This window comes from Polaromonas sp. JS666, from assembly GCF_000013865.1.
GTDB lineage: Bacteria > Pseudomonadota > Gammaproteobacteria > Burkholderiales > Burkholderiaceae_C > Polaromonas.
On the sequence record NC_007948.1, the window covers coordinates 516,151 to 539,281 of the forward strand.

Sequence of the window (23,131 nt, forward strand, 5' to 3'; positions counted from 1 at the left end):
CGTCCTTGCGAAACGAAGGAGCCCAGCGCCTCGATCCCGCGCGCTTTCATTACCTGGAGCTGCTGTCGCAGCGTATGGACACAGCGCCAGGCGAGGTGCGACGCATCCTGGAAGGCAAGCTCAAAATTGCGCTGGCGGACTATGGCGAACGCTTCAGGCAGGCGCAGAAGGCGGCCAGCGACGAGTTGGCGAGCCTGTCAGCCAAGCATCCGGACCTGGCCCGTGAACTGCAGCGGCTTTTCGCGGCAGGCGATTACGGGGGCATGCGCCGGCTGGGCGCGCAATCGGCGTTCACCAGACCCTGCGCGCCGCTGGCCCAGCTGAACCAGTACATCCAGAACGTGAAGCAGGACGCCATCGATCGCCGCCTGGGGAGCGGTCCTGGGAGCAGTCTGGTCAGCGACATGGAGGCCGTTTCTGAAATGGCGAGCGTTCGTCGCTTCAGGGAGGTGTGGTCCAGGATTGCTGCCGAAGACCAGGTGGACCAAGCCGTCGGGCGAGGGCCTGTCAACGCCGGCCCGCTGAATTCGCACATGCTTGTGCTTCGTTCCCTCGCGTTGATGCGCAAGCTGTCACCCGACTACCTGCGGCGCTTTCTGTCGCATGTGGATACCTTGCTGTGGCTCGATCAGGCGAACCAGAAATACACGCCGGTGAAGGCGAAACCGGCGCGTCGAAGCCGGCAAAAGAAATGAAGGCGAGTCGCATGTGACCTGGGTCCTGCTGCCTGTCGTGGCCGACCTGAAGTCCGGTTTCGCTGCTGCATTGCAGTCGGTCAACGCAGAATCCGCCGATGACGCCTTTGCAGCGAAATCGGCCTTACGCCCTAAGCTGAAGACTCGGGCTGGAGAGACCAAGTCGAGGCCGCTTCATTGATGGCGCCCCTTGCCGGCACGCCGCAATGTCTCTGCCCTGGCGGCTATTCCAGCGTGAATCCGATCTTCATTGAAACCTGCCAATGCGCGACCTTGCCGTCGACCACATGGCCACGCGTCTCGGTGACGGTGAACCACTGGATGTTGCGCACCGTCTCATGTGCCTTGGCAATGGCGGTGCTCACGGCATCTTCAATGCTGGTGGCGGAGGAACCGGTGAGTTCAAGCTGCTTGTAAACATGGCTGCTCATGTGTCGCTCCCAGGAGTTGATCGGTCTGTCAAAGCTTAAGGGTTTTGTATTGGAACCACAAGCATGAGGCCGTGAGTCAGTGCCGGCGCTGCAGACGCAAAAAATACCGAGCCCAATCGATGAAGGCAAGCGAATCTACCCATGCATGCCGGGGTGGCCCTTCATCGATTGGGCTGCTTTCCGATCGCGTCGCGGCTTCCTGGCCCCAATACGGTTCAGTGAAGCCCTTGCCCCCTGGTTTGTCATTCCGGACCTGATTCGGGATCCATGGATTGCGGGTCGGGCCCGCAATGACAAGTCAAGGTTTTCGTCATTCCGATTCAGGGTGAATAACTTAAACGAACCGTATTGCGGCTAGCGCCGTCGGAATCGCTCCTTCAGACGCTCGTGCTCCTGCGGCAAATAGGCGAGAGTCTTGTTCGCACAAAAGCGGGCGACGCAGCCCAGAAGCACGAACATCATCACCGCGGCCGTGAAATGGATTGGCGGCTGACCTTGCTGGCTTGCCTGGATGGCAGCCAGCAGGGAGAATGCGCAGACCTGCGCATTGTTCAGGCGCTCGGGAACGAAAGCGACCAGCAGCCCGCAAACTGCGGCCGCGTTCAACGCAATCGCCTCAAGCGTATTGCGCGAGGCCGTGGCCGAGGGACCAATTCTCTTTCGCGACCTCGACCAGGCTCACGAACACGTCCTCCGGCCGGATGCCGGGGCTTTCGCCAAGCAGCTCCGCGATCCGCCGGAACAGCGCTTTCTTCTGTTCCACGGTGCGGGTGTTGTTCGCGGTGATCTGGATAAACACGAGATCGTCGCTCCGGGCGACGCCAAGATAAGACGCGCCGTAGCGGAAGTTCGCCGCGTCATGCTCACTGATGCTCATGAACTGGTCGTCCTCGGGCACGTTGAAGGTTTCGCGCATCGCGCAGTAAAGGCTGTCGAAGATCGCCTGCCGGTAGGCTTCCGGCTTTCCGGCGCGCAGTGAGATATGAAGCAGTGGCATCGGGAGTCCTTTCCATGTTGTGCTGGCTTCATGTTATCTATTTTGATATGCTATTGATACTTATATCAGTGATAATGAATGAAAATGATGGAGCGCCCCCTCGACCTAGATGCCATCGAGGCTTTCATCCGCATCGCCGAGCTTGACAGCTTCACGCGCGCGGCTGAAGCCATGCGGACGACGCAGGCCGCGGTCAGCTTGAAGCTGAAGCGGCTCGAAGAGAGGCTCGGCTGCCGGCTCGTCGAGCGGACGCCCCGGCACGTGCAGCTTTCGGCGCAGGGCGCAGCCTTCCTTGAACACGCCCGCGAGCTCCTGGAGGTACACGATCGCGCGCTCGCCGTATTTGCCGGAGCCCGGCAGCGCCTCACCATCGGCATCAGCGACCATGTTGCGGGGCCGGAGCTCCCCGCGCTGATCGCGCGCATGAACGCGCAAGACCCGCAGCTGTTGATCGAAATCCGGATCGGATCGTCGGGCGACCTGCTTCAAAGCTTCGACCGGCGGGAACTCGACACGGTGATCGTCCGCCTGCATGTCGGGCGCAGCGACGGGGAAATTCTGACCGAAGAAAAATTCGGCTGGTTCGCAGCGCCAAGCTGGCAGCATCGCGCGGGCGAGCCCCTGCCGCTTGCCACGCTGGCCGAGCCCTGCGGCGTGCGTGCGATGGCCGGGCAGTTTCTCGATGCGGCAGCCGTGCCCTGGATAGAAATTTTCGTCGGCGGCGGCGTTGCGGCAGTCGCGGCGGCCGTCATGGCCGGGCTGGGCGTTGCTGCATTGGCTCCGCGCATGCTGCCATTTGGCGCAGTTGACGTGGGCCCCAAGCTCGGGCTTCCCGATTTACCGCGCTTGCCGGTTCTGCTTCACTCAAGGGTCAAGGACGGCCGGTCGCGCGATGCGCTTGCCGCGCTTTCGGCTGCCTTCAGGAGCGCGGTGCGCGGCTAGCCAACGCTCCCAGCGCGACTGCTTTCGGCGCGTCGAGGGCCCAGAGCGGCGACTTGAGACTTCGACGCGCCGGTCCGTCCCGGATCGTCGCTGGCGCAGGCAGCTGGTGCCACGGCTGTCCAGCTCCGCAGGGAGATTACGCTGCGGGAAGTCAAAGTCGCCCACCAGGTGCTGGTCACCACGCTGCTCGATCATCGACGGGTCAGCAAGGCCGATCTCTCGGCGCTGTACGCGCGTCGATGGAACGTCGAGCTGGACCTGCGCAACCTCAAGACCACCACAGGCATGGACGTACTGAGTTGCCAGACGCCGCAGATGAACGAGAAACAGCTGTGGGTTCATCTGCTGGCCTACAACGTGATCCGATTGCTCATGGCACAGGCTGCCTGCAATGCAGACGTAGACCCGCGCGGCCTGAGCTTCAAGCACACGGTGCAACTGTGGACGGAGTGGGTGGCGCGAGGCCTTTCTGCCACGAAGGATTGCCAGCCGCTGTTCACGTTGATCACCCAATGCCGGGTCGGCCATCGGCCCGGTCGCATCGAGCCGCGAATGCGAAAACGAAGGCCCAAACCCTACCCGTGGTTGAAGGTGCCGCGCGCCCAGGCTCGCCGGCAAGTCCAGAAGCACGGCCATCTGCGGCAACCATAGAAGAATCGCTCAGAACAGGAAATGCAAGCTCATTCTTTTCTGCTGTGCTCAGGGAGTTGTCCGGTATCTGGGGTGAGATGGCTACCAACGTTGCGCCAAGGCTAGTCAGTTCGGGCAGTTGCTTTTGCCATGCACGCAGCTCCAGGTTGCAATACGGGCATCAACCTCCCCGATAGAAGATGGCGACCACAGACCCTTTTTTCCACAGGCATTCAAGGCTGACCATGTCGCCTTTTGCACTGGGCAGATTCACGCTTGGTGCGTTGTCTCCTGCTTTCTTCGCGCTGAATTCAATGCCAGTCTCTTTGAGTTTGGCAGTTGCACCCTCCATCATGGCGACGCGCTCTGGGGCGACACGGCTGGCGAAACCCGCTTTGTAGGCTGCGAGTTTGGTGGAGAGTGATGTTTCGGTTTGCATGTTGATTGCCTGGTTGTTGAATGAAGTAGAAATTGGTTGAACTAGCGCTTGCTTGCGCCAGTGACTGCAAAGAGCAGCCCAGCCATGACTATCAGCAGCCCAATGACTTCGAAGGTTCCTGGGGTATGCCCCAGAATGGGCCAAGCCATCAGCGCTGCGAGACCGGGCGCCAAGGCGGGAAACACAGCCGCACGCGCTGGCCCCAGGATGGAAACCATCTTGGCGTAGGTGAACAGTGTGCCGGTCCCGGCAGGGAGCCCCTGAATCAGCGCTTCTGTCCAAAACACCTCACTGCTTGTTGCGAGAAGGCCCTTTGCCCCAGTTACCCAGAAGTAACACGGAACATGGGTCACAAGTGCTGAAAATGCGATGACCGATGTGGCGAGCAAAGTGTCAAGCCGATGCTTTCTAAGCAGCACGCCAAAGCCTGCCCACAAAGTTCCTGCCGCGATGAACATGGCATCTCCCAACAGCGACCGACTTGTGAAAGTTGCTGTGTCGATCCCTGACACCAACACGAGACCGAGCAGGACAACAGCGATGCCCAAAGCCCTTCAGCGCGTGATGCGGTCTTGCAGAACCCAAGCGCCAATCAACATACCCATCACGCTCATGGCTGAGAAGGGGAATACGGCGGCGTGGCTGGATGGCGCGAACTGAAGCGCGCCGAACATGAGCAAGCCAAAAGGCGTTCCAGCCAACAGTGACACGGCGATCCAGACGCGCCATTGTTCGGTCAAAACGGTTCGCTGGCTGGCAAATGCCTTCACCAGCAGAGGCAGCATGGCAAGTCCCGCCACTCCAAAGTGCAGCGCCGTCAGATCGGGCGACGAGAGCCCTCGCGCAATGCCCCATCGTGCATAGACGGTGTAGAACGCGCCGATGCTGGCTGCCAACAAACCCACGGCAATCCCCGCTGCAAGTTTTGCCGTTTCACCAGTTGGCGATGTAGGCGAATGGGGCAGTAAGGTATTTTGCATGGTGCGCTCCAGTGGTGGGCCGATTAGTCGAGCTTGGGGGCGGCAGGAAAATCCACCGGGACTTGGGTCGTCGAGTGCAAATAGTTGCTCACGGTTTTGTCGCCAATGATCACAATGGCATCGACCAGGTTTTCCTTCGTCCAGCCAGCAGCAAAGAACGCAGTGACAAGGGTTTGGTCGACGTGGCCACGGTTTTGGGTGATGCCTTTGGTCAAGCGCGCAAGCGCGTCGAACTTGCCGTCGAAGCTGGCATGGCCATGGCGGATTTCGAGGATCTGCTCATCGGTGAAGCCGTTCATCTTGCCGAGCATGGTGTGCGCGGCCAAGCAGTACTCGCATTCGTTGACCTGGCTCACCACGAGGTTTACCACCTCGCGAGCTTTGCCCGATACGCTGCTCTTGGCGTTTTGGAACGCCATATAGCTGGCCAGCGCGGTCTCGGAGTGGGCAAAGGTGGCGTAGAGATTTGGCACCATGCCGAGAGCTTTTTTGAGGTTGTCAAAAATGGCTTGGTTGGCGGGGGACACTTTTTCGCGGGTGGGAACGTTGATGGTGGTCATGATGATTTCCTATTGGTTTGATAAAAACAGTGAAGTGAAACTTGAGAATCGGGTTTATTGAATGGTGAAACCGCCATCCACAGCGATGGACTGGCCGGTGAGGTAAGGGGCTTTGGAGGAAGCGACGAAGATGATCGTTTCAGCGATTTCATCCACAGTCGCGGCCCTCTTTGCCGGAACCCCCGCCATGAATCCGGCTTTGACGCTTTCATCTCGACCCACAAATCGGTCGAGCATGTCGGTCTGGACCGGCCCTGGCGCTACGGCGTTGACGCGAACACCGAAGGCTGCGCCCTCCAAAGCGGCGCTTTTGGTCAGACCTTCTACCGCATGCTTGCTCGCGACATAGACCGATGCGCCTGCCATGCCAACTTTCCCCGCGATGGAAGAGAGGTTGACGATGGAGCCGTGGCCCTGGGCCTGCATGGCGCGAATTTCATGCTTCATCGACAGCAGCGTGCCCAGCACGTTGGTCGAAAACGTCGCGTGAACGTTTTCTGTGCTTTGCTCGGTGATCGGACCCAATGCGCCTTCGGTGCCAGCATTGTTGATGGCAATGTCAAGCTGGCCAAACAGGCTGACAGCCTTTTCAACAAGGCTTCTGACTTCAGCTTCGTTAGCGACATCCGCCTTGATGAATTCTGCCTTTGCGCCGAGCGTTCGTAGTTCGGCTGCTAGAGACTGACCGGCCTCTTCACGCCGTCCGCTGACGACAACATTGGCGCCTTGCTTGGCGAAGGCGATGGCTGTGGCTCGGCCGATGCCGGTCAGAGCGCCGGTGACTAGGACTGTGGGTTGGTTCATATCGACTCCTTGGTGGGTTGGGTTGCTAGGAGCCTCAACTGTGACTGATTCCAAAGAGTTGATATAGACTGGTTTTGGTTGTATCAATTAGTAGATAATGGAATATATGGAGGTGTCATGGACAAGCTGTCTGCAATGAAGACTTTTGTGCGTGTGGTCGAAGCTGGCAGCTTCTCGGCGGTGGCAGACGAGATGCGCGCGACTCAAAGCGCTATCAGCAAGCAGGTTGCGGCTTTGGAAAAAGAGTTGGGGACCAAGTTGCTGATCAGAACGACGCGGTCGCTTTCCTTGTCGGAAGAGGGCGAGCGCTATTTCGAGCAGGCACGTAGGCTTGTTGGCGAGATCGCCGAGGCCGAGTCGGATTTGCGCAAAGGGGAAGGCCGGCTAAGTGGTTGGTTGCGAGTGGCCGCCTCGGTAGGCTTTGGTCGTCTCAAACTCATGCCTTTGGTGAAGGCATTCATGGATACTCACGCCGGTGTGAAAATCGACCTGCGGCTGCATGATGGTTTTATCGACCTGATTGAGCAGGGAATCGACATCTCGGTGCGCATAGGCGAACTGCCTGACAGTGGGCTGATCGCTCGTCGCGTAGGCACCTCGCAACGAATGCTCTTGGCGCATCGCGATTACTTAAGAAGCTTGCCCAAAGGCGTCAAGGCACCAGTGAATCCAGAGGACTTGTCCAATCACAACTGCGTTGTATATACCGAGCTAGCCACCCGTAATCTATGGGCCTTTGAAGCCGGGGCCGGAGCTTCTGAACCGCTCGGAACTGTCAAGGCGGTTCGGGTGGGGGGCCGCATACAAACGAACAGTAGCGAAGTGATCCGCTCTGCTGTGACAGCTGGGATGGGTATTGGCTATTCGCCAACTTGGCTTTTCGAGTCCGAGTTGGCACGTGGTGAGGTGGTCCGTGTCATGCCTGACTGGCAGTCGCCTCATTTGCCGATTCATATGGTGAGCCCGCCTGAGCGTAAACATTCGGCGAAGGTCAAGGCGTTCGTCGAGCACGTTGCATTGGAGCTGACGAGTGGAAAATAGGCGTAAGCGTCATCCCAGCACCGTTCTTGCCTGCTGAGGGATGCACTGAGAGCATGGCCTGCATGACAACACCTGCAGGCACTCCCTCCGAATCCGCCGTCACACAACCAGCACCGATACTGGTGCTGGACCGCAAGAGCAACGGCCACGCCATCTACGACCCCGAGGCCAAACGAGCCTTGGCGCAGCAGTGCCTGCAGCCCGGCGTATCGGTGGCGGCCACAGCTCTGCGCGCCGAGCCTGCCGACGTCATTCAGGTTGCTCGGCACCCGCGAGAGATAACCTAGAGTGTCTTCGCAACGGACTCTAAACGGGCCGCCAGGCGCGGTGCCGCAAAATCGAGAAACACCCGAAGCTTCAGAGGAACGAGCCGGCTGCTTGGGTATACAAGGCTAACTGGCGTTGGCAGCGCCTCAAAATCTCTGAGTACGGGGATCAACAGTCCTGATCGCACTGCATCTTCAGCCTGATACGACGTCGCCTGGACCAGCCCAAGTTCCGCTACGGCGGCTGTAATGGCAGATTCAGGTGTAGTGGTTGTCAGGCGAGCGCGAATCGGAAACATTGCCTCTAGGCCGCCCTCTCGAAACAGCCAGGCTTTATAAGGCCCCAAGCTAGTCCAGGAAATGCAGCTGTGTCGCACGAGTTCCGAAGGGTGCTTCGGCATGCCGCGCGCTTTGAGATAGCCCGGGGCACCAAAAACAATCATCTTGATTTCTCCCACCGATCGAGCAACCTGACCGCTATCGGACAGCGTGCTGATGCGCACGGCTAAATCAAGATGCTCACCGACCAGATCAACCATGCGATCAACGAGCAAGAGACGAAGGTCGATATCAGGGTAAGCGCGAAGAAACTCTGTCGCGACAGGCTGCAAGTGCTGCCTGCCGAAACCCACAGGGGCCGTTATGGACAGCTCACCTTTTGGCGATCGGTACTCACCAACAACCGTTTCTTCGGCATCCTTTAGATACTCAAGAATATGCTGGCACGCTGCGAAGTAGCCAATACCGCTTTCGGTCAGCACTATCTGGCGCGTCGAGCGATGGAATAGACGCACACCCAGTGATGTTTCGAGTTCCGCGACCCTGCGGCTGAGGGTGGCCAATGGCACACCGATTTCTCGGCTCGCCGCCGAGAAGCCTCCAGCACGCGCGACCGAGACAAACGCCGTGATCGATTCTATCTTGTCCATACCTTCTCGGAACTCGGAAAAGTGATTATCAAATGTCCCGGCTTATCAAGCAAGCCAAGAAGATCCATCATTACACCACGCAAAAAAAGCGCCATTCTCAACTGACGAAAAGGATTTCCGGATGTCACGACTTCACACTCCCGCTTCAATCGGAGCTTCGCCTGTTGCTGCACAGGCTGCGCTTAATGCGATCGACAAGCAACTTGGATTGGTACCTAACCTGTTTCGCGTCGTTGCAAACAGCCCGGCTGCGTTACAAGGGTACGTTGATTTCAACAGCGCGGCGTCTAAGGGGAAACTCAGCGCCCAAACACGCGAACGCATTGCATTGGCAGTTGCAGAGATCAACGGCTGTGGCTACTGCCTAGCAGCCCATACCTACTTGGCAGGCAACGTCGCCAAGCTCGACGAGGCTGAGATTGTCGCCAACCGTAAGGGCGCATCGAATGATCCCAAGGCTGATAAGGCTGTGCGATTCGCCGCGCAGGTGGTGCATAACCGCGGCCATGTGAGCGATAACGAACTGGCGACGGTACGCGAAGCCGGCTATGACGACGCCGAGATTGTCGAAATAGTGCTTGCCGTTGCGCTCAATACCTTTACCAACTACCTCAACGAGGTAGCTGGAACCCAGATTGATTTTCCAGCCACTGCACCTCTGGTTGCAGCGTCCTGAGAACGATCTGCCCATTTGCCAATCGACCCATTTTTAAGAACACAGATTATGCTGAACCCTGCACTCCTAAACCTCCCGTCCACTTCATACCATTTCACGGAGGTGGAAGGGCTCAACGTGTTTTATCGAAGCGCCGGAGACCCTTGCGCGCCGACCATTGTTTTGCTGCACGGATTTCCGTCGTCATCACACATGTTCCGGGATTTGATTCCGCTCCTCGCCGATCGCTTTCACGTCATCGCACCCGACTACATCGGATTCGGCTATTCCGATGCGCCATCTGCGCAGGAATTTGAATACAGTTTTCGGCATCTCACGGAAATCGTCCAGAGTCTGTTGGGGAAGTTCGGGATTGAAGCGTACTACCTCTACATGCAGGACTACGGCGGGCCGATCGGATTACGCCTGGCCACTGCTCATCCCGAACGTGTGCTCGGCTTGGTGTTTCAGAACGCAAACGTGTACATGGAGGGCGTGAGTCAGGCAGCCGCCGACGTATTCATGCCGCTGTGGCTGCGGGGAGACGAAACTGGCGCACGGCAGATGCTATTGGCACAAACAACTCGGTTCCAGTACACGCAAGGTGCCCGCAACTCAGCCTCGCTGAATCCAGATGCGTGGACACACGATCAAGCCCTGCTTGATCGCCCCGGCAGTGCGGACAGGCAGATGGCGCTGTTCAAGGACTACCAAACCAATGTAGCCCTCTACGAAGAATGGCAGGCCTATTTTCGTCAACGCCAACCCAAAAGCCTGGTGGCCTGGGGCAAGGGGGATCCGTTTTTTGGGGTGCCCGGTGCTGAGGCATTCAAGCGTGACCTGACAAACCTCGAAGTGCACTATTTCGACGCAGGTCATTTTGCGCTCGAAGAGGACTGCCCGGCAATCGCAGCGCTGATCAAGCGTTATTTCTGACATTTGTACTAGCAGGAATACCAGTTATGAATAGGAAACTATCCAAGCTTGTTGTTGCGACGCTCCCGATCGCCCTTACGGTAGTACTCGGCGCACAGGGAGCAGCGCAAGCCCAGGTACAGTTTTCGGGCAAGGTGCTTCCGCTGGAACTGGCGCAAGAGGCCGCCCAGGAAGCGCTGCGCAGTTGTGAGGCAAGCGGCTACCGCGTGTCTGTTTCGGTTGTTGATGTCGCTGGTGTGGAGCGCGCCTTCCTTCGCGGGGATCACAGCACTATTCACACCCGAGAAACCGCCTATAAAAAGGCTTATACGATTGCGTCACTGGGACCAATATTCGCAAGCATCAGCACGGGCCAGTTGACCGAAAGGATCAGCAAGACACCGACAGGACCAGCATTGTCAACTGTATCCAACATCATTCTGTTGGCTGGAGGGGTAGCCATACGCCACAACGATGAAACGATCGCGGCTATAGGCGTCGGAGGCGCTCCAGGTGGAGCACTCGACGAGGTTTGCGCACACGCTGGTGTGGTTCGAATCCAGGAGCGTGTCAACGCATTGCATCAATAGTCAAAAACACCGCTTCGAGTTTTGACGATATACACCGCGTCCGTCGTCCCGTGAACAAAGCGTCCCGAAAACGGCATTCGAGGCGATGGTTTCGAAGAGTCGGTCTGGCCTGATTGCTTGATAGTGCACATGCAGTGTACTTTCGATGATTTTTATGTTGAAAAACCTGGAGATGACATTTTTTGTAAGAACAACCTGCAGACTCCGACCAATTTTTAAGCAACGTAATAACGCGCTGCTCATGCGGCGCCAATAGATCCATCATGCAGATATTAGCCCGCAGCTTTGTTGAAAAACCTCTTTGAAATCCGGAAATTATTATGAAAATTCGCAACACTATTTCGATCCTCGCCGCTTCTATTGCAATGTCCTCAGCTTTCCTTGCGCATGCACAAAATACCCAAAAGATGGACGAAAAAACCAACATGGAAATGACGAAAAGCGATCAAGATGGAAAGCACATGAAAGCCGAAACGATGAAAATGGCAGAAGGTAAATCTGACAAGATGACCAAAGACGGCATGGGTCATGTGAATCAATCGGCTGACGTGTTCAAGGACCTCTATCGGGGCCGTTAAGCCGAGCCGGTAAGGTGCTATGGCTGAAAGTGTGGCTGCCATATTGCAAATGTGGTAGCCATCAGCACTCATGGTCATCTTTCGGCGTGAGAGTCGGGGGTCCCCCTGTTGCATCTGCAACTAGGTTTTGCATATTCAACAGCTAATCACGCCCACATTTACGGGGCCAGCGTTCGGTTCAATGCATAAACGCACATACAGAAACGGTTTACGTCAGCGCTTTCGGGTCTCTGAAAATTGAATCGGGTTGCCGTCCAGCGAAACGCTGACAGCTGAAACTGTAGCGCTAGACGAACTGGTTGATGTGCTGCAACAGCTGTTTGACGCTGGTAGGGGTTGCCCATGTTGTGGTGGACGGGCCCCAGGGGTTTAGCAACTGCGTGCCGCCCGTCTGGGCTATCACCAGCACCAAGCTGGCGGTTGTGAGGCTGCACGGACGTAATGCCGAGACCTGGAACATAAAGGGCGTGACCGTGGCTTCTGACCGGTTTAACTTACGACAACCCAGAGCACGAACTGCAGCAGCTGGTGCCTAGCATTCTTGATCTGGAACGTAGAGCGGAGCTGGTGCAGGTGCAGGTGCAGGTGCAGGTGCAGGTGATTTTTAACAACAACTACGAGGACCAGGGCCAGCGGAATGCAACAACTTTGATGAACATGTTGCATTGATGCGGCACCCGTTAGGTGCGCACACGTGAATGCCGGCTTAGGCATCAGGCTCTAGCCCCGATCACACTAGAATTTACCCATGGCTCGTAATCGCCCAGCTTCCTCCTGGGGTCACCCTCTGTTTCGATGGGCGCTTGCCTTGGTGGGTGTAGCCGCGGCTGTGGCCACCTTGGCAGTGGTGGTTGCCACCGCCATGCAGCGCAGCCTTGTGTGGTGGGAAATGACCGCGATTGCCCTGGCAGCCCTGATTGTGGCGGCGGTTATTAAACGTAGCAACGTGCAGAAGGCCAGACGACGCGCCATTGATATGCGTGACTCAGCGCTGTGGTGAAAGCCACTTGCTAAGCTGGCGTCGCTGCCCAGGCTGCACCAACAAAAGCCGGGGGCGAAAGCGGAGCACGGCTGTTTTTCAACGATCGACGACTTTACGACATCGCATCTTGTGCTGGCGCGGAAGGGTGGCCGTGCGCGCAGACCTACGTCGAGAGAATCCAGCGCACCCTGTCGGCCATCATCTTGAAGGGTCGAGGGTCCGGCGAGTTTGAACAAGCGACCCCTGTCGACGAGACGTGCGCGGGATCATGCAGGTGCTTCAACCCTTCATGAATCCCGTAATGCTTCGGTACAACCTCGACGGCTTGTCTGCCGCTGCGGATGCCCCGGCCAATCTGGTGCTTCGGAGTCTCGCCCATAGGAGCCGGTTTAAAACTAAGAGGCTCGTTTGTTACATAGCGGCAGGCCGCTAGGGAAAGCGAACGCTCTCTAAGCGCCATGTATGAGTTTGTCCGCCAACCTTCGAATTAACGGCGAAGCCAGCACGACAACTGGTAGCATAAAAAGCCACGACAATACCCAAGATTTCAACCAGTGCAGCATGTAGGCTTCCAAGCTGGTAGAGCCTACGCTTGAAATGCCAGTAGCCACCGCGCAGGTCAGCCCCGATTGGAGGACACCGTAGACCAAATGAGCGAAATTTTTGGGGATTTTTATCACGGTTTTTCAGCTTACAGTGAATGTTCAAAGTAGATTGCGGTCATAAGAGTCGGTCTTGCCTTTCTTTATGCCAATCCCAAGCACAACGTCGAATGCTAGCCGCTGATCATGGCGCTGACTGAGGCAACTCCCCGCGCACTAGTTATTTCATTTTATGCAGCCTCGTCTACCGGCGAAAAACGCGAGGCAAGCACGCCCACATCGCTGACCACGATGTCGGGCACGACACCCAGTTGATCAAACACGCCATTGCTGCGATTGATCCAGCATACCGGGTAGCCAAAATACTTGGCGCCCGTCGCATCCCATGAGTTACATGAGACGAACAGAATTTCTGATTCACCCAAGTGCAGGGTATCCATCGCAAGTTCATAAACTTTCTGGTGCGGTTTGAACAGCCGCACTTCGTCAACGCTGATCAAGTGATCGAAGGAGTTGGTCAACCCCGAATTGCCCACCACCTGGCGGATGGAATGGCGCGAACCGTTGGACAAAATGGCGGTTTTCAGCCCTGCGGCCCGCAACTGCTGAAGCGCCTGTGGAACATCCGCGAAAGGGGTCAGACTCAGGTACTCCGAGCACAGGTGTGCTTCACCGTCTGCATCGAGCGCCAGACCTAGACTGCCACAGGTGTAGCGCAACGCATCGAGGGTGGCGCTCTCGAAGTCTTGGTACTGGCCCATCAGCGTTCTCATCCATGTGTATTCAAGTTGCTTTTGGCGCCACATCTTGCTGACCATCTCGCCCTGGCCGGGGAAGATGCGCTCGCAGGAGGTGCGGACAGAGTAAACGTCGTACAAGGTACCGTACAGGTCAAAAACAACGGCTTTGATGGCATGCATACTGTTCTCCAAAACTTTTAAAAATCAATCGATGGCTATGGCGGTCTGGGCCTTGAACAGTACCTGGTCAAAGTGGGCTTCAAGCTTGGCATTCCTGCCGCCCAGCAGGGTCCCGAGGTAGGCACCCAAAAAGCCCAACGGCATGCTCGCAATGGCCGGATTAACGATGGGAAACATCGCTTCCTTGCCCATGAAAGCCGGGCCAATGAGTGCCAGCCCGATGGCGGATATCAAACCCACGCCGACGCCGCCTATGACACCGCCGGTGTTGAAGCGCCGCCAGAATAGCGACAGCACGACGATGGGGAAATTGGCACTCGCCGCGATCGAGATCGCCAGAATCACCAGCACCGCCACGTTCTGGCCTTGCGCCAGCAAACCCAGAACCGTAGCCACAATGCCGATGCCGATCACCGAGACGCGGGCGACCCTGACCTGCTCTTTTTCACTGAGCACGCCCTGCTTGATGACGTTGACGTAGAGGTCATGAGCGATGGCTCCCGAGGTGGCGAGTGTCAAGCCTGCCACCACCGCCAAAATGGTGGCAAAAGCCACAGCTGCTACGAAGGCCAGAAAAATCTGTCCGCCCAAAGTTCCGACCCCACCGCCCAGGTATTGCGCCAGCAGGGGGAGCGCCAGATTGCCACCCTTGTCAGCCGCGCGTATGGCGTCCTGCCCCACCAGCAGGGCCGAGGCAAAACCAATCAGTGTGGTGACAAGAAAAAATCCGCCCGCGAGAAACATCAGCCAGATGACCGATTTGCGCGCCGTTTTTGCATCTGGCACGGTGTAAAAGCGGGTCATGATGTGCGGCAGGCCGGCGGTGCCCAGCACAAAACTGATGCCCAGAGAGAATGCATCCAGTGGGTGCTTGAAGAAATTTCCTGGCGACAATATTTTGCTGCCGTACTTGGCCTCCATGCCGTCAAACAGCGCCACCGGGTTGAAGCCAAATAGGGCCAGTATCCACACCACCAGCACGACGGCGGTAGAAATCAGCAGCACCGCCTTGATAATTTGCACCCAAGTGGTGGCCAGCATGCCACCAAAGGCCACATACACAATCATGCCAATGCCGACAAACACCACAGAGGCGCTGTAGGGAATGTCCAGCAGCAATTTGATCAACACACCGCCACCGGCCATTTGCGGAATCAGGTACGCTAGGTTAACCACAATGGTACCGACCACTGCCGCCACCCGGGCTTGCGGGCGTTGCATGCGGTAGGCAATCACGTCGCCCAGTGTGTAGCGGCCGGTGTTGCGCAGCGGCTCGGCGACCAGCAACAAGATGGTCATGAAAGCCACCAGCGCACCCAGCGCATACAGTGCGCCATCCCAGCCAAACAACGCGGACAGGCCGACAAAGCCCAGAAAAGCGGCGGCACTCATCCAGTCTCCGGCCAGTGCAAAGCCGTTTTCTACCGCCCCCAGATTGCCCCCCGCCGCGTAAAATTCGCTGGTAGTTTTGGTGCGTTTGGCGGCCCAGTAAGTCACTGCAAGGGTGATGCCCAGAATGAACAGAAATATGCCCAGCGTGATGAATTTCATGCTTGCCCCCTGCCGTGCGCGAGCTCATGCACCGCCCGGGACGCCATCACGTCGAAATCACGGTTGGCAATGCGCACGTAGATCACACCCATGATCCAACACATGAAGTAGCAGCACAGCACCAGCAAGTAGGCCATGTTGAACGCACCGCTGATTTTCTGTGTCATGAAGCCTTTGGCATAACCGGCCAACAAAGTCATGCCCATGAACAGGCCGAAGTACATCAGCACCATCGGCACCAGCAACTTCTTTTTGGCAGCCATTAACTAGCGGAATGCGGGCAGATTGACGGCGTTTTGCCAATACCTCGCGTCTCGGGCTGCAATACTTTGATCGTTTGAACTCATCTTTGTCTCCTTTTATAGGGATCACCTTTACGGGATTTCACGGCGCCTGTTGCCAGGACGCCCCTATATTGCAGGGACTGTGCCAAGGAAATTCTTTATTGAAATCAATGGCTTGAATGCAGTCTGCCGTTTTTTTTGTGAAGATTTGATGCGTTTTTGATATCAACTGAGTCACTAAAGACTCGGTTACGCGGCGTGCAGAGGCGCCTCGCGTACCAGGATTGCCCTGCATGAGCTCATTCAAGCGAACTTGCTACGTGAAAACCCTTTGTTTTGGCCTATGGCGATTTGCTTCGCGTGGCTCTTGCCCTATGCTTTGCGGGGCTTGATTCAATTTTGAATCAAGCCGCACCGAGCAAGGCAACCCACCATGCAGACTCACGAGAACATATCCACGTCCGATTCCTTGTCGAGCAAGACCGAAATCAGCGAGTTGCTGCATTTGCGACAGCTTTGCAAAGACTTCGAGGAAATTTATCGCAACTCGTTTGACGGCATTTTTGTGGCCGATGGCAAGGGCATCACGCTGATGGTCAACGAGGGCTGTGAGCGCAACTACGACCTCAAGGCTGAGGAATTGGTAGGTCACCACGTTTCAGAATTTGAAAAAAAGGGGTGGATACGTCCGGTGATTGCAACCCGTGTGGCGGCCGAGCGAAAACGCATTTCTGCCATGCAGCACACCCACACTGGGAAAACCATCATGGTCACGGGCATTCCCTTGTTCGACGACCAGGGCGCGGTGCGCAAAGTCATCATCAACTCGCGCGACACCACCGAGCTGGTGCAGTTGCAGGAGGCATTGCTGCGCACGCGCGAGGATTTGCAGCGTGTTGAAAACGAGATGAAAGAGCTACGTCTGCAAAACCTCAAACCCGATGGTGTGGCGCTCAAAAGCCAGAGCATGCAGCGCTTGTCCAGCTTGGCATTGCGAGTAGCCAAAGTGGATACGGCGGTGCTGATCAGCGGCGAATCGGGGGTGGGCAAGGAGGTGCTGGCGCGACAGATTCACAAGGAAAGTCAGCGTAGCCAGGGACCTTTGATCAAAATCAATTGCGGCGCCATTCCACGCGAGTTGCTGGAGTCGGAATTGTTTGGCTACGAGGGAGGGGCGTTCACTGGCGCACTCAAGCAGGGCAAGGTAGGCCTGATAGAAACCGCCCACCACGGCACCCTGTTTCTGGATGAGATCGGCGAACTGCCGATGAACCTGCAGGTCAAGCTGCTCCAGACGCTGCAAGACCATACTGTGGTGCGTGTGGGCGGCACTCGGGTCGTCCACGTCGATCTGCGGGTGATTGCGGCAACCAATCGCGACTTGCAAGTCATGGTGGACAACAACCAGTTTCGCAGCGACCTGTACTACCGCCTGAACGTGGTTCCATTGAGCGTGCCGCCCCTGCGCTTGCGCAAGGAAGACATTTTTCCGCTGACAGAGCATGCGCTCGACGAGTTAAATGCCTCATACAGTTTCAACAAGCGATTTTCCGAACGCGCCTTGAAGTCTTTGCTGACGTACGAGTGGCCTGGCAATGTGCGCGAGCTGCGCAATATCGTCGAGCGCCTGGTGGTGACCACGCCTACGGACCTGATTGACGTGATCGACTTGCCGGAATATCTAATAGCACCAGTGGACCAGGCCTTCGCAGACCCGCTTGAGTACCGCGCCAAAGTGGCTCAATTTGAAAAGCAACTTGTCGCAGAGGCGCTCAAGAAATATGGCAATACACGCGCCGTGGCCAAGCAGTTAAATCTCAGCCAATCCACTGTGGTTCGCAAGCTGAACGCAGCATGACAAGTTATTTGCGGTCGCCCAAGACTATTCTCCAGAATATCGGGGGGGGTGATGCTACGGCTGATTCAGGCCGTGTGTATTGGTTGCGCAAAACCACCCAAATTATGATGACGGCAATGCAAGCCCGGCCACGGCGACTTCCACGATGCGTTCGAGCGTGCGGCGACCCGGTTTGGTCTTGGCCAACACGTTCATACCCTGCACCACGGCGACCAGGTAACCAGCTGCTTCAGGCCCGACGTCCGGTCGCAATTCGCCGGCGGCGCGGGCACGTGTCAACGCTGCCGCAAAGGTCGTTTCCAGTCGGGCTAGATGCAGTTGAAACAACACGGCCAACTCGGGATCGCGTGACGCGAACTCGACCAAGGAATTTGTCATGAGGCAGCCCCAACGCCGCTTGCCGTCAATCATGGCGTCCACTAGGTGCTCGAAATAGCCGCGTATGCCCTGCAGACCCGAGGGGGCGCTGTTGATCCTCTCCAGAGCCTGCATTGACACGGTGTCCATGTAGCGGTGCAGCGCCTGGCGAAAAAGGTTTCGCTTATCACCGAATGCGGCATAAATGCTGCCGGGCCCGAGGTTCATGGATCGACACAGGTCCTGCATCGGTGTCGCTTCAAACCCCTGGTGCCAGAAGGTATCTGTTGCGGCATCCAGCGCCGTATCGGTGTCAAATTCCCGTGTTCTTCCCATGCAAAAAATTATAGTTTATGTATTCAATAAATAGCTTAATGAAATGTTTAATGGATAAATTTATAAGCTATTGACACGCAATTTTCTCACTCTATACTCCATTAATTCTTGATTGATCGTTCATTAATTGGAGAAAAAATGCGTATCGCTGTCATGGGAACCGGTGGTGTGGGTGGTTATTTCGGGGCGCGTCTTGCCAAGGCCGGCCATGACGTGAGCTTTGTGGCGCGTGGCCGGCAGCTTGCGGCCATCCGGGACACGGGCTTGCGTGTGGAAAGTCCTCTCGGCAACCTGCACCTTAAGAAGGTCAGCGTTACCGATACACCCGCGGACATAGGGCCGGCTGATATCGTGCTGTTTGGCGTCAAACTGTGGGATACGGCCGAGGCCGCTGAGGCCATCAAGCCGCTGATTGGCGAACATACGGCCGTGGTGTCATTCCAGAACGGTGTCGTCAAGGACGACATCCTTCGCCAGACTCTGGGCGAGGCCCATGTCATAGGCGGCGTCTGCTATATCGCGGCGACGATAGCCGAGCCCGGCCTCATTAGGCATTCGGGCGCGATGCAAAAGCTGGTGTTCGGAGAGTATGACGGCACAAGCACTGCACGTGTGGCCCGTTTTCGCGATGCCTGTGTTGAGGCCGGCATTGATGTGGAAATCAGTGACCGCATCGGTCAGACGATATGGGAAAAATTTGTATTCCTGGTCGGCCTGTCGGGCACCACGACCGTCACGCGAACACCCATAGGCACGGTGCGTGCCAACGAACGTGCACGCGCCTTTTTGAGGGACGTCATGGATGAGGTGGTGCGAGTCGCACGGGCTGACGGCGTGCAAGTGGCCGAAGACTACGCAAATAACCGCCTGGCTTTTTGCGACCAGCTACCGGCGACGATGACTTCCTCCATGCACGGGGATATTGAGCGCGGAAGCCGTCTCGAAGTGCAGTGGCTCAGCGGCGACGTGGTGCACAGGGGCGCCCGCCTCGGGGTGGCCACGCCCTGCAATCGGGCCATCCTTGATATTCTGTCTGTGCACAGTGAGGGGCGTACTGCATGAGCCCGCAACATCTCACGGTGCGGGCCATTGAAGCAACACTGGTGGTTGTACCCATGCGGCGGGCACTTGGCACCAGCGCCATGCGGGTGACACAGGCACCACTGCTGCTATTGGACTTGCAAACAGAAGAAGGCATTACGGGCCGTGCGTACCTGTTCTGCTACCTTGAAGCGGCCGGCGCGGCCGCTCTTGCGCTGGTACGCGACATCAACGCCGAGCTTGTGGGGAAAACGGCAGCGCCCGCCGCGGTGCGGCGTGCGCTGGAAGCGCGGTTTCGCCTCCTGGGCGCACGCGGTATCGTGTCCATGCTCATGGCGGGGATTGACATCGCCTGTTGGGACGCGCTGGCCATTTGCGCCGGGCTGCCACTTGCAACGCTACTGGGCGCCCAGCCCAGGCCTATCCCCGCCTACAACAGCAACGGCCTGGGTTTGCTGGACGCGCGGGCCGCGGCCGATGAGGCCCTGGAACTGGTCAGTGAGGGGTTTCATGCCATCAAAATGCGCCTGGGGCGCCCGCTGGCCAAAGACGACTTGGCCGCCGTGCGGGCTGTCAAGCAAGCCCTACCAGCCGGGATTGCGCTGATGGCCGACTTCAACCAGGCGTTAAGCCGCAACGCTGCTGTCGAGCGATGCCAGCAGCTTGATGATGAGGGCCTGTACTGGATTGAAGAACCGGTTCGCCATGACGATTACGCCACCAGTGCCGAACTGACCGCCTTGCTGCGCACACCCGTCCAGATTGGGGAAAACTTTGCCGGCCCTCGTGCCATGGCCCAGGCACTGGCGCAGCGCGCCTGCGACTTTGTCATGCCGGACCTGGAACGCATCGGCGGCGTGAGTGGCTGGATCGATGCCTCGGCGCTTGCCAATGTTGCTGGCATTGAATTTTCGTCGCACCTGTTTCCCGAAGTCAGTGCGCACCTGCTGGCAGGCACGCCTACAGCACACTGGATCGAGTACGTCGATTGGGCCGACGCCATTCTGCAGGAGCCGCTGAAAGTGGTGGACGGCTGCCTGTCAGCGCCCGACCGGCCTGGCAACGGCCTGTCTTGGGATCTGGGCGCCGTGAAGCACTACCAGAAAGTGTGAGTCGTGAGGCCCTTGTCGAGGAACACAGGATGAAGCCTTCCAATCGCCCACGGTCGGCCCGACTCATGCACAGCGGAGTCAGCAGGCATATGAACGGCGCTGGGAGTAGGTGGTCCATGCGGGGTCGAACGGGCTGGCGTCGCGGTGAACCCTTACGTAGCGGCTGATCGGCAGCCTTGCTGCTCGGAAGGGCACGCACGGCCTTGCCGGCGGGTCGCCCGTGGCCTGGCAAGCAAGTTCCAGTCATGCAGACCAAGATGGCCGCCGCGCAGTCTTTTTTCGGCTCTGTCCCATTGACAGTCAAGCCGGCCGTACGACTATGCTGAGCGCTTTGACTGAAAAGGTCTGAAACGAGATGGTGGTTACCAAAGGGATGCGCTTTCCTATCGACGTCATACTGGTGTGCATTCGTTGGTACGCAGCCTATCCGCTGATCTACCGCCACTTGGGGGAAATATTGGAAGAGCGAGGCGTGTTTGTCGACCATTCTTCAATCAACCCGCTGGGCGATCCGGTTTCTTCCATTGCTTGAGAAAGTGTTCCGCAAGCACAAGCGTCGAGTAGGCGGGAGCTGGCGCATGGATGAAACGTACATCAAGGTCAAAGGCGCCTGGAAATATCTCGACCGCGCCGTGGACAAGGAAGGCAAGACAGTCGACTTCCTGCCGGCGGCCAAGCGTGACAAGGCCGCAGCCATGCGCTTCTTTGACAAAGCCGTGCCTGCCAACGATCTTCCTCAGAAGGTCACCATGGACAAGAGCGGCGCCAACAAGGCGGCCAACTGTCACAGCAGAGCGGATCACTTCGCTACTGTTCGTTTGTATGCGGCCCCCACCCGAACCGCCTTGACAGTTCCGAGCGGTTCAGAAGCTCCGGCCCCGGCTTCGAAGGCCCATAGATTACGGGTAGCTAGCTCGGTATATACAACGCAGTTGTGATTGGACAAGTCCTCTGGATTCACTGGTACCTTGACGCCTTTGGGCAAGCTTCTTAAGTAATCGCGATGCGCCAAGAGCATTCGTTGCGAGGTGCCTATCTGATTGACTTTGAAGACTTCGGCATGGAAGCTGCCTGGCGCATCGAGGTTCCGGACTTTCCCGCGTTCCTGATGATCGACGACAAGGGCAACGAGTTCTTCGATAAGCTAACCCCATCGGCACAAGCCGTCCGGTTCATCGAGCAGGGGCCCAAGGCGCGATAAGACGGGTCGCTCCTCACGCGGCAGGCAAGGCCGGCCGTCTGGAAGCGGCTTGACCGAGAGGGGCCGACATAATGAGCAGCACCATGCCCCTGACCCGCGACGTGGGCGAATTCGAGGAGTCCCTCATACGGGCTTCGCTTCCTTGCGTGCTTCTTCTAGAAGTTGCTGGATCACTTGCTCCGATTTCTCGTACTCACCTTCACCGAAATGATGAAAGCGAATGCGGCCCTTGGCGTCGACGAAATAGTGCGCCGGCCAGTAGTTGTTCGAGAAGGCTCGCCAGATTGCGAAATTGTTGTCAATCGCGACCGGGAACGAGATATCCAGCCGGTTCACCGCGTTCTTGACGTTGTTGATGTTCTTTTCGAAGGCGAACTCTGGCGAGTGCACACCCACCACAACCAAGCCCTGGTCCTTGTACTTGCGGTGCCACTCGCGCACATGTGGCAAAGCGTTCAGGCAGTTGACACATCCGAAGGTCCAGAAGTCAACCAGCACGACCTTGCCGCGCAGCGCTTCGGCAGTGAGCGGTGTCGAATTGAGCCATTCGACCGCACCCGACAGCGGAGGCATCGACCCCTGAACCGGCAAGGGCGGTAACTTCGCGACAGTCACGCTGTCAGAGCGCACGGTCATGAAGCCGCGCCGATCCAGAGTGGCTGCCTGCAGAACCGCAGCCGGTGCCTGAGCGGCACGCTGCGGACGGAGCCGCTCGATGAGGTTCTTTTCCATGGTTGTGCTGCCGCCACCCAACGAAAGCTGTGCGAGTACGCCGGTATCAAGCCCGAGCGCAATCGCGGTGACGCCTGCCAAGACGGCGAATCCAAGGCCCTTGCGAAACCACTCACCAATACCCAGTGATCGCTTCATGGCGGCAAAGACCCTCCCGCCAGCCAGCAGCACAAGCGCCAGCGAAGTCACAGCACCGGCTGCGTAAGCCAGCAGCAGCAAGGATGTCCGAACGCTTGGGCCTTCGATGGCCGCGCCAGTCAAGACGAGGCCCAGGACCGGTCCAGCGCAGGGAGCCCAAAGCAGGCCTGTTGCGATGCCCAGCAGGAACGAAGGGCCGGTCGGATTCGCGCCCTTGTCGGTCCGCTGCATGGCCGCGTTGGACAGCCGCGATCCCATCGTGACCAGCGGTCGGGTCACGCGTTCAGCGATACGGGGCGCCACGAGCGCCAGGCCCATCGTCGCGAGCAACACGATGGCGACGATACGACCGTATTCGTTGGCCTGTACTGCCCAATCGCCGGCGACCGCCCCGAGCGTTCCAACACCGGCGAACGTGAGTGCCATCCCCGCGAGCAGGGGCAGACCGCTCTTTACGAATGGCTGATCGATCCGTGCAAAAACAAATGGCAGGACCGGCAGGATACAGGGCGCGAGGATGGTCAGCGCTCCGCCCAAATACGACAAGATGAACAAGATCATGATG

General features: G+C 57.7%; 29 protein-coding genes and 3 pseudogenes. 16 read left to right on the forward strand and 16 right to left on the reverse strand.

Going from position 1 to position 23,131, the window contains the following annotated elements:
• The first annotated feature begins 5 nt into the window (after positions 1-5).
• The gene (locus BPRO_RS02505) at positions 6-695 is read left to right on the forward strand and encodes a DUF2894 domain-containing protein (protein WP_198140974.1); all 690 of its coding nucleotides are present in this window, start codon (positions 6-8) and stop codon (positions 693-695) included.
• Between the two features lie 224 nt (positions 696-919).
• On the opposite strand, the gene BPRO_RS02510 is transcribed toward BPRO_RS02505, so the two are convergent.
• The 3 genes from BPRO_RS02510 to BPRO_RS02520 all read right to left on the reverse strand — a co-directional run bounded on the left by BPRO_RS02510 (position 920) and on the right by BPRO_RS02520 (position 2,123).
• Positions 920-1,126 (reverse strand): dodecin, encoded by a 207-nt coding sequence (locus BPRO_RS02510; RefSeq protein ID WP_011481474.1) that lies wholly within the window; start codon positions 1,124-1,126, stop codon positions 920-922.
• A gap of 354 nt (positions 1,127-1,480) precedes the next feature.
• On the reverse strand, positions 1,481-1,732 hold the full coding sequence (locus tag BPRO_RS02515) for a hypothetical protein (RefSeq protein WP_041388255.1): 252 nt from the start codon (positions 1,730-1,732) through the stop codon (positions 1,481-1,483).
• 10 nt (positions 1,733-1,742) lie between these two features.
• Positions 1,743-2,123 (reverse strand): tautomerase family protein, encoded by a 381-nt coding sequence (locus BPRO_RS02520; RefSeq protein ID WP_011481476.1) that lies wholly within the window; start codon positions 2,121-2,123, stop codon positions 1,743-1,745.
• Between the two features lie 84 nt (positions 2,124-2,207).
• On the opposite strand from BPRO_RS02520, the gene BPRO_RS02525 reads away from it, so the two are divergent.
• Entirely contained in the window at positions 2,208-3,065 is an 858-nt protein-coding gene (locus BPRO_RS02525) for a LysR family transcriptional regulator (protein ID WP_041388257.1), read from the forward strand.
• Between the two features lie 132 nt (positions 3,066-3,197).
• Positions 3,198-3,716, forward strand: a pseudogene (locus BPRO_RS02530) (transposase); the annotation flags it as partial.
• A gap of 49 nt (positions 3,717-3,765) precedes the next feature.
• On the opposite strand, the pseudogene BPRO_RS30820 reads toward BPRO_RS02530, so the two are convergent.
• The 6 genes and pseudogenes from BPRO_RS30820 to BPRO_RS02555 form a co-directional block, all read right to left on the reverse strand.
• Positions 3,766-3,861 (reverse strand): annotated as a pseudogene (locus tag BPRO_RS30820) (AhpC/TSA family protein); the annotation flags it as partial.
• Positions 3,862-3,876: 15 nt separating this feature from the next.
• Positions 3,877-4,134 carry a hypothetical protein gene (locus tag BPRO_RS30355; RefSeq protein ID WP_049764063.1) on the reverse strand — a complete coding sequence of 86 codons (258 nt, stop codon included), beginning with the start codon at positions 4,132-4,134 and terminating at the stop codon, positions 3,877-3,879.
• A 41-nt stretch (positions 4,135-4,175) separates the two neighbouring features.
• Positions 4,176-4,592 carry an EamA family transporter gene (locus BPRO_RS02540; protein WP_157045709.1) on the reverse strand — a complete coding sequence of 139 codons (417 nt, stop codon included), beginning with the start codon at positions 4,590-4,592 and terminating at the stop codon, positions 4,176-4,178.
• A gap of 96 nt (positions 4,593-4,688) precedes the next feature.
• Positions 4,689-5,114 (reverse strand): EamA family transporter, encoded by a 426-nt coding sequence (locus tag BPRO_RS02545; RefSeq protein ID WP_011481480.1) that lies wholly within the window; start codon positions 5,112-5,114, stop codon positions 4,689-4,691.
• A gap of 23 nt (positions 5,115-5,137) precedes the next feature.
• A complete protein-coding gene (locus BPRO_RS02550; protein WP_011481481.1) occupies positions 5,138-5,674 on the reverse strand; it encodes a carboxymuconolactone decarboxylase family protein in 537 nt (178 codons plus the stop codon).
• A gap of 54 nt (positions 5,675-5,728) precedes the next feature.
• On the reverse strand, positions 5,729-6,478 hold the full coding sequence (locus tag BPRO_RS02555) for an SDR family NAD(P)-dependent oxidoreductase (RefSeq protein WP_011481482.1): 750 nt from the start codon (positions 6,476-6,478) through the stop codon (positions 5,729-5,731).
• A gap of 117 nt (positions 6,479-6,595) precedes the next feature.
• Here BPRO_RS02555 and BPRO_RS02560 point away from each other — a divergent pair, with 117 nt between their 5' ends.
• Positions 6,596-7,519 (forward strand): LysR family transcriptional regulator, encoded by a 924-nt coding sequence (locus BPRO_RS02560; RefSeq protein ID WP_011481483.1) that lies wholly within the window; start codon positions 6,596-6,598, stop codon positions 7,517-7,519.
• Positions 7,520-7,581: 62 nt separating this feature from the next.
• Complete coding sequence (locus tag BPRO_RS02565) at positions 7,582-7,806, forward strand: hypothetical protein (protein WP_157045710.1); 225 nt, start codon at positions 7,582-7,584, stop codon at positions 7,804-7,806.
• Here BPRO_RS02565 and BPRO_RS02570 read toward each other — a convergent pair.
• On the reverse strand, positions 7,803-8,714 hold the full coding sequence (locus BPRO_RS02570; protein ID WP_011481485.1) for a LysR substrate-binding domain-containing protein: 912 nt from the start codon (positions 8,712-8,714) through the stop codon (positions 7,803-7,805). The two genes, BPRO_RS02565 and BPRO_RS02570, sit on opposite strands and share 4 nt — an antisense overlap.
• Before the next feature lie 121 nt (positions 8,715-8,835).
• Between BPRO_RS02570 and BPRO_RS02575 the strand changes: the two genes are divergently transcribed.
• From BPRO_RS02575 to BPRO_RS28335, 6 genes are all read left to right on the forward strand, one after another.
• Positions 8,836-9,390: a carboxymuconolactone decarboxylase family protein gene (locus BPRO_RS02575; protein ID WP_011481486.1), complete on the forward strand. Its 555-nt coding sequence runs from the start codon at positions 8,836-8,838 to the stop codon at positions 9,388-9,390.
• 48 nt (positions 9,391-9,438) lie between these two features.
• Positions 9,439-10,305, forward strand: a complete 867-nt coding sequence (locus BPRO_RS02580; protein ID WP_011481487.1) for an alpha/beta fold hydrolase — start codon at positions 9,439-9,441, stop codon at positions 10,303-10,305.
• Between the two features lie 26 nt (positions 10,306-10,331).
• Complete coding sequence (locus BPRO_RS02585) at positions 10,332-10,874, forward strand: GlcG/HbpS family heme-binding protein (RefSeq protein ID WP_011481488.1); 543 nt, start codon at positions 10,332-10,334, stop codon at positions 10,872-10,874.
• A 320-nt stretch (positions 10,875-11,194) separates the two neighbouring features.
• Complete coding sequence (locus tag BPRO_RS02590; RefSeq protein ID WP_011481490.1) at positions 11,195-11,452, forward strand: hypothetical protein; 258 nt, start codon at positions 11,195-11,197, stop codon at positions 11,450-11,452.
• 528 nt (positions 11,453-11,980) lie between these two features.
• Positions 11,981-12,121, forward strand: coding sequence for a hypothetical protein (locus tag BPRO_RS29390; RefSeq protein ID WP_011481492.1), 141 nt, complete (start codon positions 11,981-11,983; stop codon positions 12,119-12,121).
• 79 nt (positions 12,122-12,200) lie between these two features.
• Positions 12,201-12,452: a hypothetical protein gene (locus tag BPRO_RS28335; RefSeq protein WP_011481493.1), complete on the forward strand. Its 252-nt coding sequence runs from the start codon at positions 12,201-12,203 to the stop codon at positions 12,450-12,452.
• A gap of 431 nt (positions 12,453-12,883) precedes the next feature.
• Here the strand turns inward: BPRO_RS28335 and BPRO_RS28340 are convergent, their stop codons facing one another.
• The 4 genes from BPRO_RS28340 to BPRO_RS02605 all read right to left on the reverse strand — a co-directional run bounded on the left by BPRO_RS28340 (position 12,884) and on the right by BPRO_RS02605 (position 15,770).
• Positions 12,884-13,114 (reverse strand): DUF2798 domain-containing protein, encoded by a 231-nt coding sequence (locus BPRO_RS28340; protein ID WP_011481494.1) that lies wholly within the window; start codon positions 13,112-13,114, stop codon positions 12,884-12,886.
• A gap of 152 nt (positions 13,115-13,266) precedes the next feature.
• Complete coding sequence (locus BPRO_RS02595; protein ID WP_011481495.1) at positions 13,267-13,956, reverse strand: haloacid dehalogenase type II; 690 nt, start codon at positions 13,954-13,956, stop codon at positions 13,267-13,269.
• Positions 13,957-13,980: 24 nt separating this feature from the next.
• Positions 13,981-15,507 (reverse strand): solute symporter family protein, encoded by a 1,527-nt coding sequence (locus tag BPRO_RS02600; protein ID WP_011481496.1) that lies wholly within the window; start codon positions 15,505-15,507, stop codon positions 13,981-13,983.
• The gene (locus tag BPRO_RS02605; RefSeq protein WP_011481497.1) at positions 15,504-15,770 is read right to left on the reverse strand and encodes a DUF485 domain-containing protein; all 267 of its coding nucleotides are present in this window, start codon (positions 15,768-15,770) and stop codon (positions 15,504-15,506) included. Before BPRO_RS02605 ends, BPRO_RS02600 begins: the two co-directional genes overlap by 4 nt.
• 454 nt (positions 15,771-16,224) lie before the next feature.
• On the opposite strand from BPRO_RS02605, the gene BPRO_RS02610 reads away from it, so the two are divergent.
• Entirely contained in the window at positions 16,225-17,649 is a 1,425-nt protein-coding gene (locus BPRO_RS02610; protein ID WP_011481498.1) for a sigma-54 interaction domain-containing protein, read from the forward strand.
• Positions 17,650-17,751: 102 nt separating this feature from the next.
• Here BPRO_RS02610 and BPRO_RS02615 read toward each other — a convergent pair whose 3' ends face one another.
• Positions 17,752-18,342 carry a TetR/AcrR family transcriptional regulator gene (locus BPRO_RS02615; RefSeq protein ID WP_011481499.1) on the reverse strand — a complete coding sequence of 197 codons (591 nt, stop codon included), beginning with the start codon at positions 18,340-18,342 and terminating at the stop codon, positions 17,752-17,754.
• 138 nt (positions 18,343-18,480) lie between these two features.
• Here BPRO_RS02615 and BPRO_RS02620 point away from each other — a divergent pair, with 138 nt between their 5' ends.
• The 4 genes and pseudogenes from BPRO_RS02620 to BPRO_RS02635 all read left to right on the forward strand — a co-directional run bounded on the left by BPRO_RS02620 (position 18,481) and on the right by BPRO_RS02635 (position 21,696).
• Positions 18,481-19,404 (forward strand): 2-dehydropantoate 2-reductase, encoded by a 924-nt coding sequence (locus BPRO_RS02620; RefSeq protein ID WP_011481500.1) that lies wholly within the window; start codon positions 18,481-18,483, stop codon positions 19,402-19,404.
• On the forward strand, positions 19,401-20,495 hold the full coding sequence (locus BPRO_RS02625; RefSeq protein ID WP_011481501.1) for an enolase C-terminal domain-like protein: 1,095 nt from the start codon (positions 19,401-19,403) through the stop codon (positions 20,493-20,495). Before BPRO_RS02620 ends, BPRO_RS02625 begins: the two co-directional genes overlap by 4 nt.
• Before the next feature lie 355 nt (positions 20,496-20,850).
• Positions 20,851-21,274: pseudogene (locus tag BPRO_RS28345) on the forward strand (IS6 family transposase); the annotation flags it as partial.
• A 242-nt stretch (positions 21,275-21,516) separates the two neighbouring features.
• Positions 21,517-21,696: a fumarate hydratase C-terminal domain-containing protein gene (locus tag BPRO_RS02635; protein WP_198140975.1), complete on the forward strand. Its 180-nt coding sequence runs from the start codon at positions 21,517-21,519 to the stop codon at positions 21,694-21,696.
• A 123-nt stretch (positions 21,697-21,819) separates the two neighbouring features.
• Here BPRO_RS02635 and BPRO_RS02640 read toward each other — a convergent pair whose 3' ends face one another.
• Positions 21,820-23,127 (reverse strand): cytochrome c biogenesis protein DipZ, encoded by a 1,308-nt coding sequence (locus tag BPRO_RS02640; RefSeq protein ID WP_011481502.1) that lies wholly within the window; start codon positions 23,125-23,127, stop codon positions 21,820-21,822.
• Positions 23,128-23,131 lie beyond the last annotated feature (4 nt).

What these genes read in the sequence shown, in the direction of transcription:
- BPRO_RS02510 (WP_011481474.1), bottom strand. Translation starts at nt 1,126, where the DNA reads ATGAGCAGCCATGTTTACAAGCAGCTTGAACTCACCGGTTCCTCCGCC.
- BPRO_RS02520 (WP_011481476.1), bottom strand. Translation starts at nt 2,123, where the DNA reads ATGCCACTGCTTCATATCTCACTGCGCGCCGGAAAGCCGGAAGCCTAC.
- BPRO_RS02525 (WP_041388257.1), top strand. Translation starts at nt 2,208, where the DNA reads ATGATGGAGCGCCCCCTCGACCTAGATGCCATCGAGGCTTTCATCCGC.
- BPRO_RS30355 (WP_049764063.1), bottom strand. Translation starts at nt 4,134, where the DNA reads ATGCAAACCGAAACATCACTCTCCACCAAACTCGCAGCCTACAAAGCG.
- BPRO_RS02540 (WP_157045709.1), bottom strand. Translation starts at nt 4,592, where the DNA reads ATGTTCATCGCGGCAGGAACTTTGTGGGCAGGCTTTGGCGTGCTGCTT.
- BPRO_RS02545 (WP_011481480.1), bottom strand. Translation starts at nt 5,114, where the DNA reads ATGCAAAATACCTTACTGCCCCATTCGCCTACATCGCCAACTGGTGAA.
- BPRO_RS02550 (WP_011481481.1), bottom strand. Translation starts at nt 5,674, where the DNA reads ATGACCACCATCAACGTTCCCACCCGCGAAAAAGTGTCCCCCGCCAAC.
- BPRO_RS02555 (WP_011481482.1), bottom strand. Translation starts at nt 6,478, where the DNA reads ATGAACCAACCCACAGTCCTAGTCACCGGCGCTCTGACCGGCATCGGC.
- BPRO_RS02560 (WP_011481483.1), top strand. Translation starts at nt 6,596, where the DNA reads ATGGACAAGCTGTCTGCAATGAAGACTTTTGTGCGTGTGGTCGAAGCT.
- BPRO_RS02565 (WP_157045710.1), top strand. Translation starts at nt 7,582, where the DNA reads ATGACAACACCTGCAGGCACTCCCTCCGAATCCGCCGTCACACAACCA.
- BPRO_RS02570 (WP_011481485.1), bottom strand. Translation starts at nt 8,714, where the DNA reads ATGGACAAGATAGAATCGATCACGGCGTTTGTCTCGGTCGCGCGTGCT.
- BPRO_RS02575 (WP_011481486.1), top strand. Translation starts at nt 8,836, where the DNA reads ATGTCACGACTTCACACTCCCGCTTCAATCGGAGCTTCGCCTGTTGCT.
- BPRO_RS02580 (WP_011481487.1), top strand. Translation starts at nt 9,439, where the DNA reads ATGCTGAACCCTGCACTCCTAAACCTCCCGTCCACTTCATACCATTTC.
- BPRO_RS02585 (WP_011481488.1), top strand. Translation starts at nt 10,332, where the DNA reads ATGAATAGGAAACTATCCAAGCTTGTTGTTGCGACGCTCCCGATCGCC.
- BPRO_RS02590 (WP_011481490.1), top strand. Translation starts at nt 11,195, where the DNA reads ATGAAAATTCGCAACACTATTTCGATCCTCGCCGCTTCTATTGCAATG.
- BPRO_RS28335 (WP_011481493.1), top strand. Translation starts at nt 12,201, where the DNA reads ATGGCTCGTAATCGCCCAGCTTCCTCCTGGGGTCACCCTCTGTTTCGA.
- BPRO_RS02595 (WP_011481495.1), bottom strand. Translation starts at nt 13,956, where the DNA reads ATGCATGCCATCAAAGCCGTTGTTTTTGACCTGTACGGTACCTTGTAC.
- BPRO_RS02600 (WP_011481496.1), bottom strand. Translation starts at nt 15,507, where the DNA reads ATGAAATTCATCACGCTGGGCATATTTCTGTTCATTCTGGGCATCACC.
- BPRO_RS02605 (WP_011481497.1), bottom strand. Translation starts at nt 15,770, where the DNA reads ATGGCTGCCAAAAAGAAGTTGCTGGTGCCGATGGTGCTGATGTACTTC.
- BPRO_RS02610 (WP_011481498.1), top strand. Translation starts at nt 16,225, where the DNA reads ATGCAGACTCACGAGAACATATCCACGTCCGATTCCTTGTCGAGCAAG.
- BPRO_RS02615 (WP_011481499.1), bottom strand. Translation starts at nt 18,342, where the DNA reads ATGGGAAGAACACGGGAATTTGACACCGATACGGCGCTGGATGCCGCA.
- BPRO_RS02620 (WP_011481500.1), top strand. Translation starts at nt 18,481, where the DNA reads ATGCGTATCGCTGTCATGGGAACCGGTGGTGTGGGTGGTTATTTCGGG.
- BPRO_RS02625 (WP_011481501.1), top strand. Translation starts at nt 19,401, where the DNA reads ATGAGCCCGCAACATCTCACGGTGCGGGCCATTGAAGCAACACTGGTG.
- BPRO_RS02640 (WP_011481502.1), bottom strand. Translation starts at nt 23,127, where the DNA reads ATGATCTTGTTCATCTTGTCGTATTTGGGCGGAGCGCTGACCATCCTC.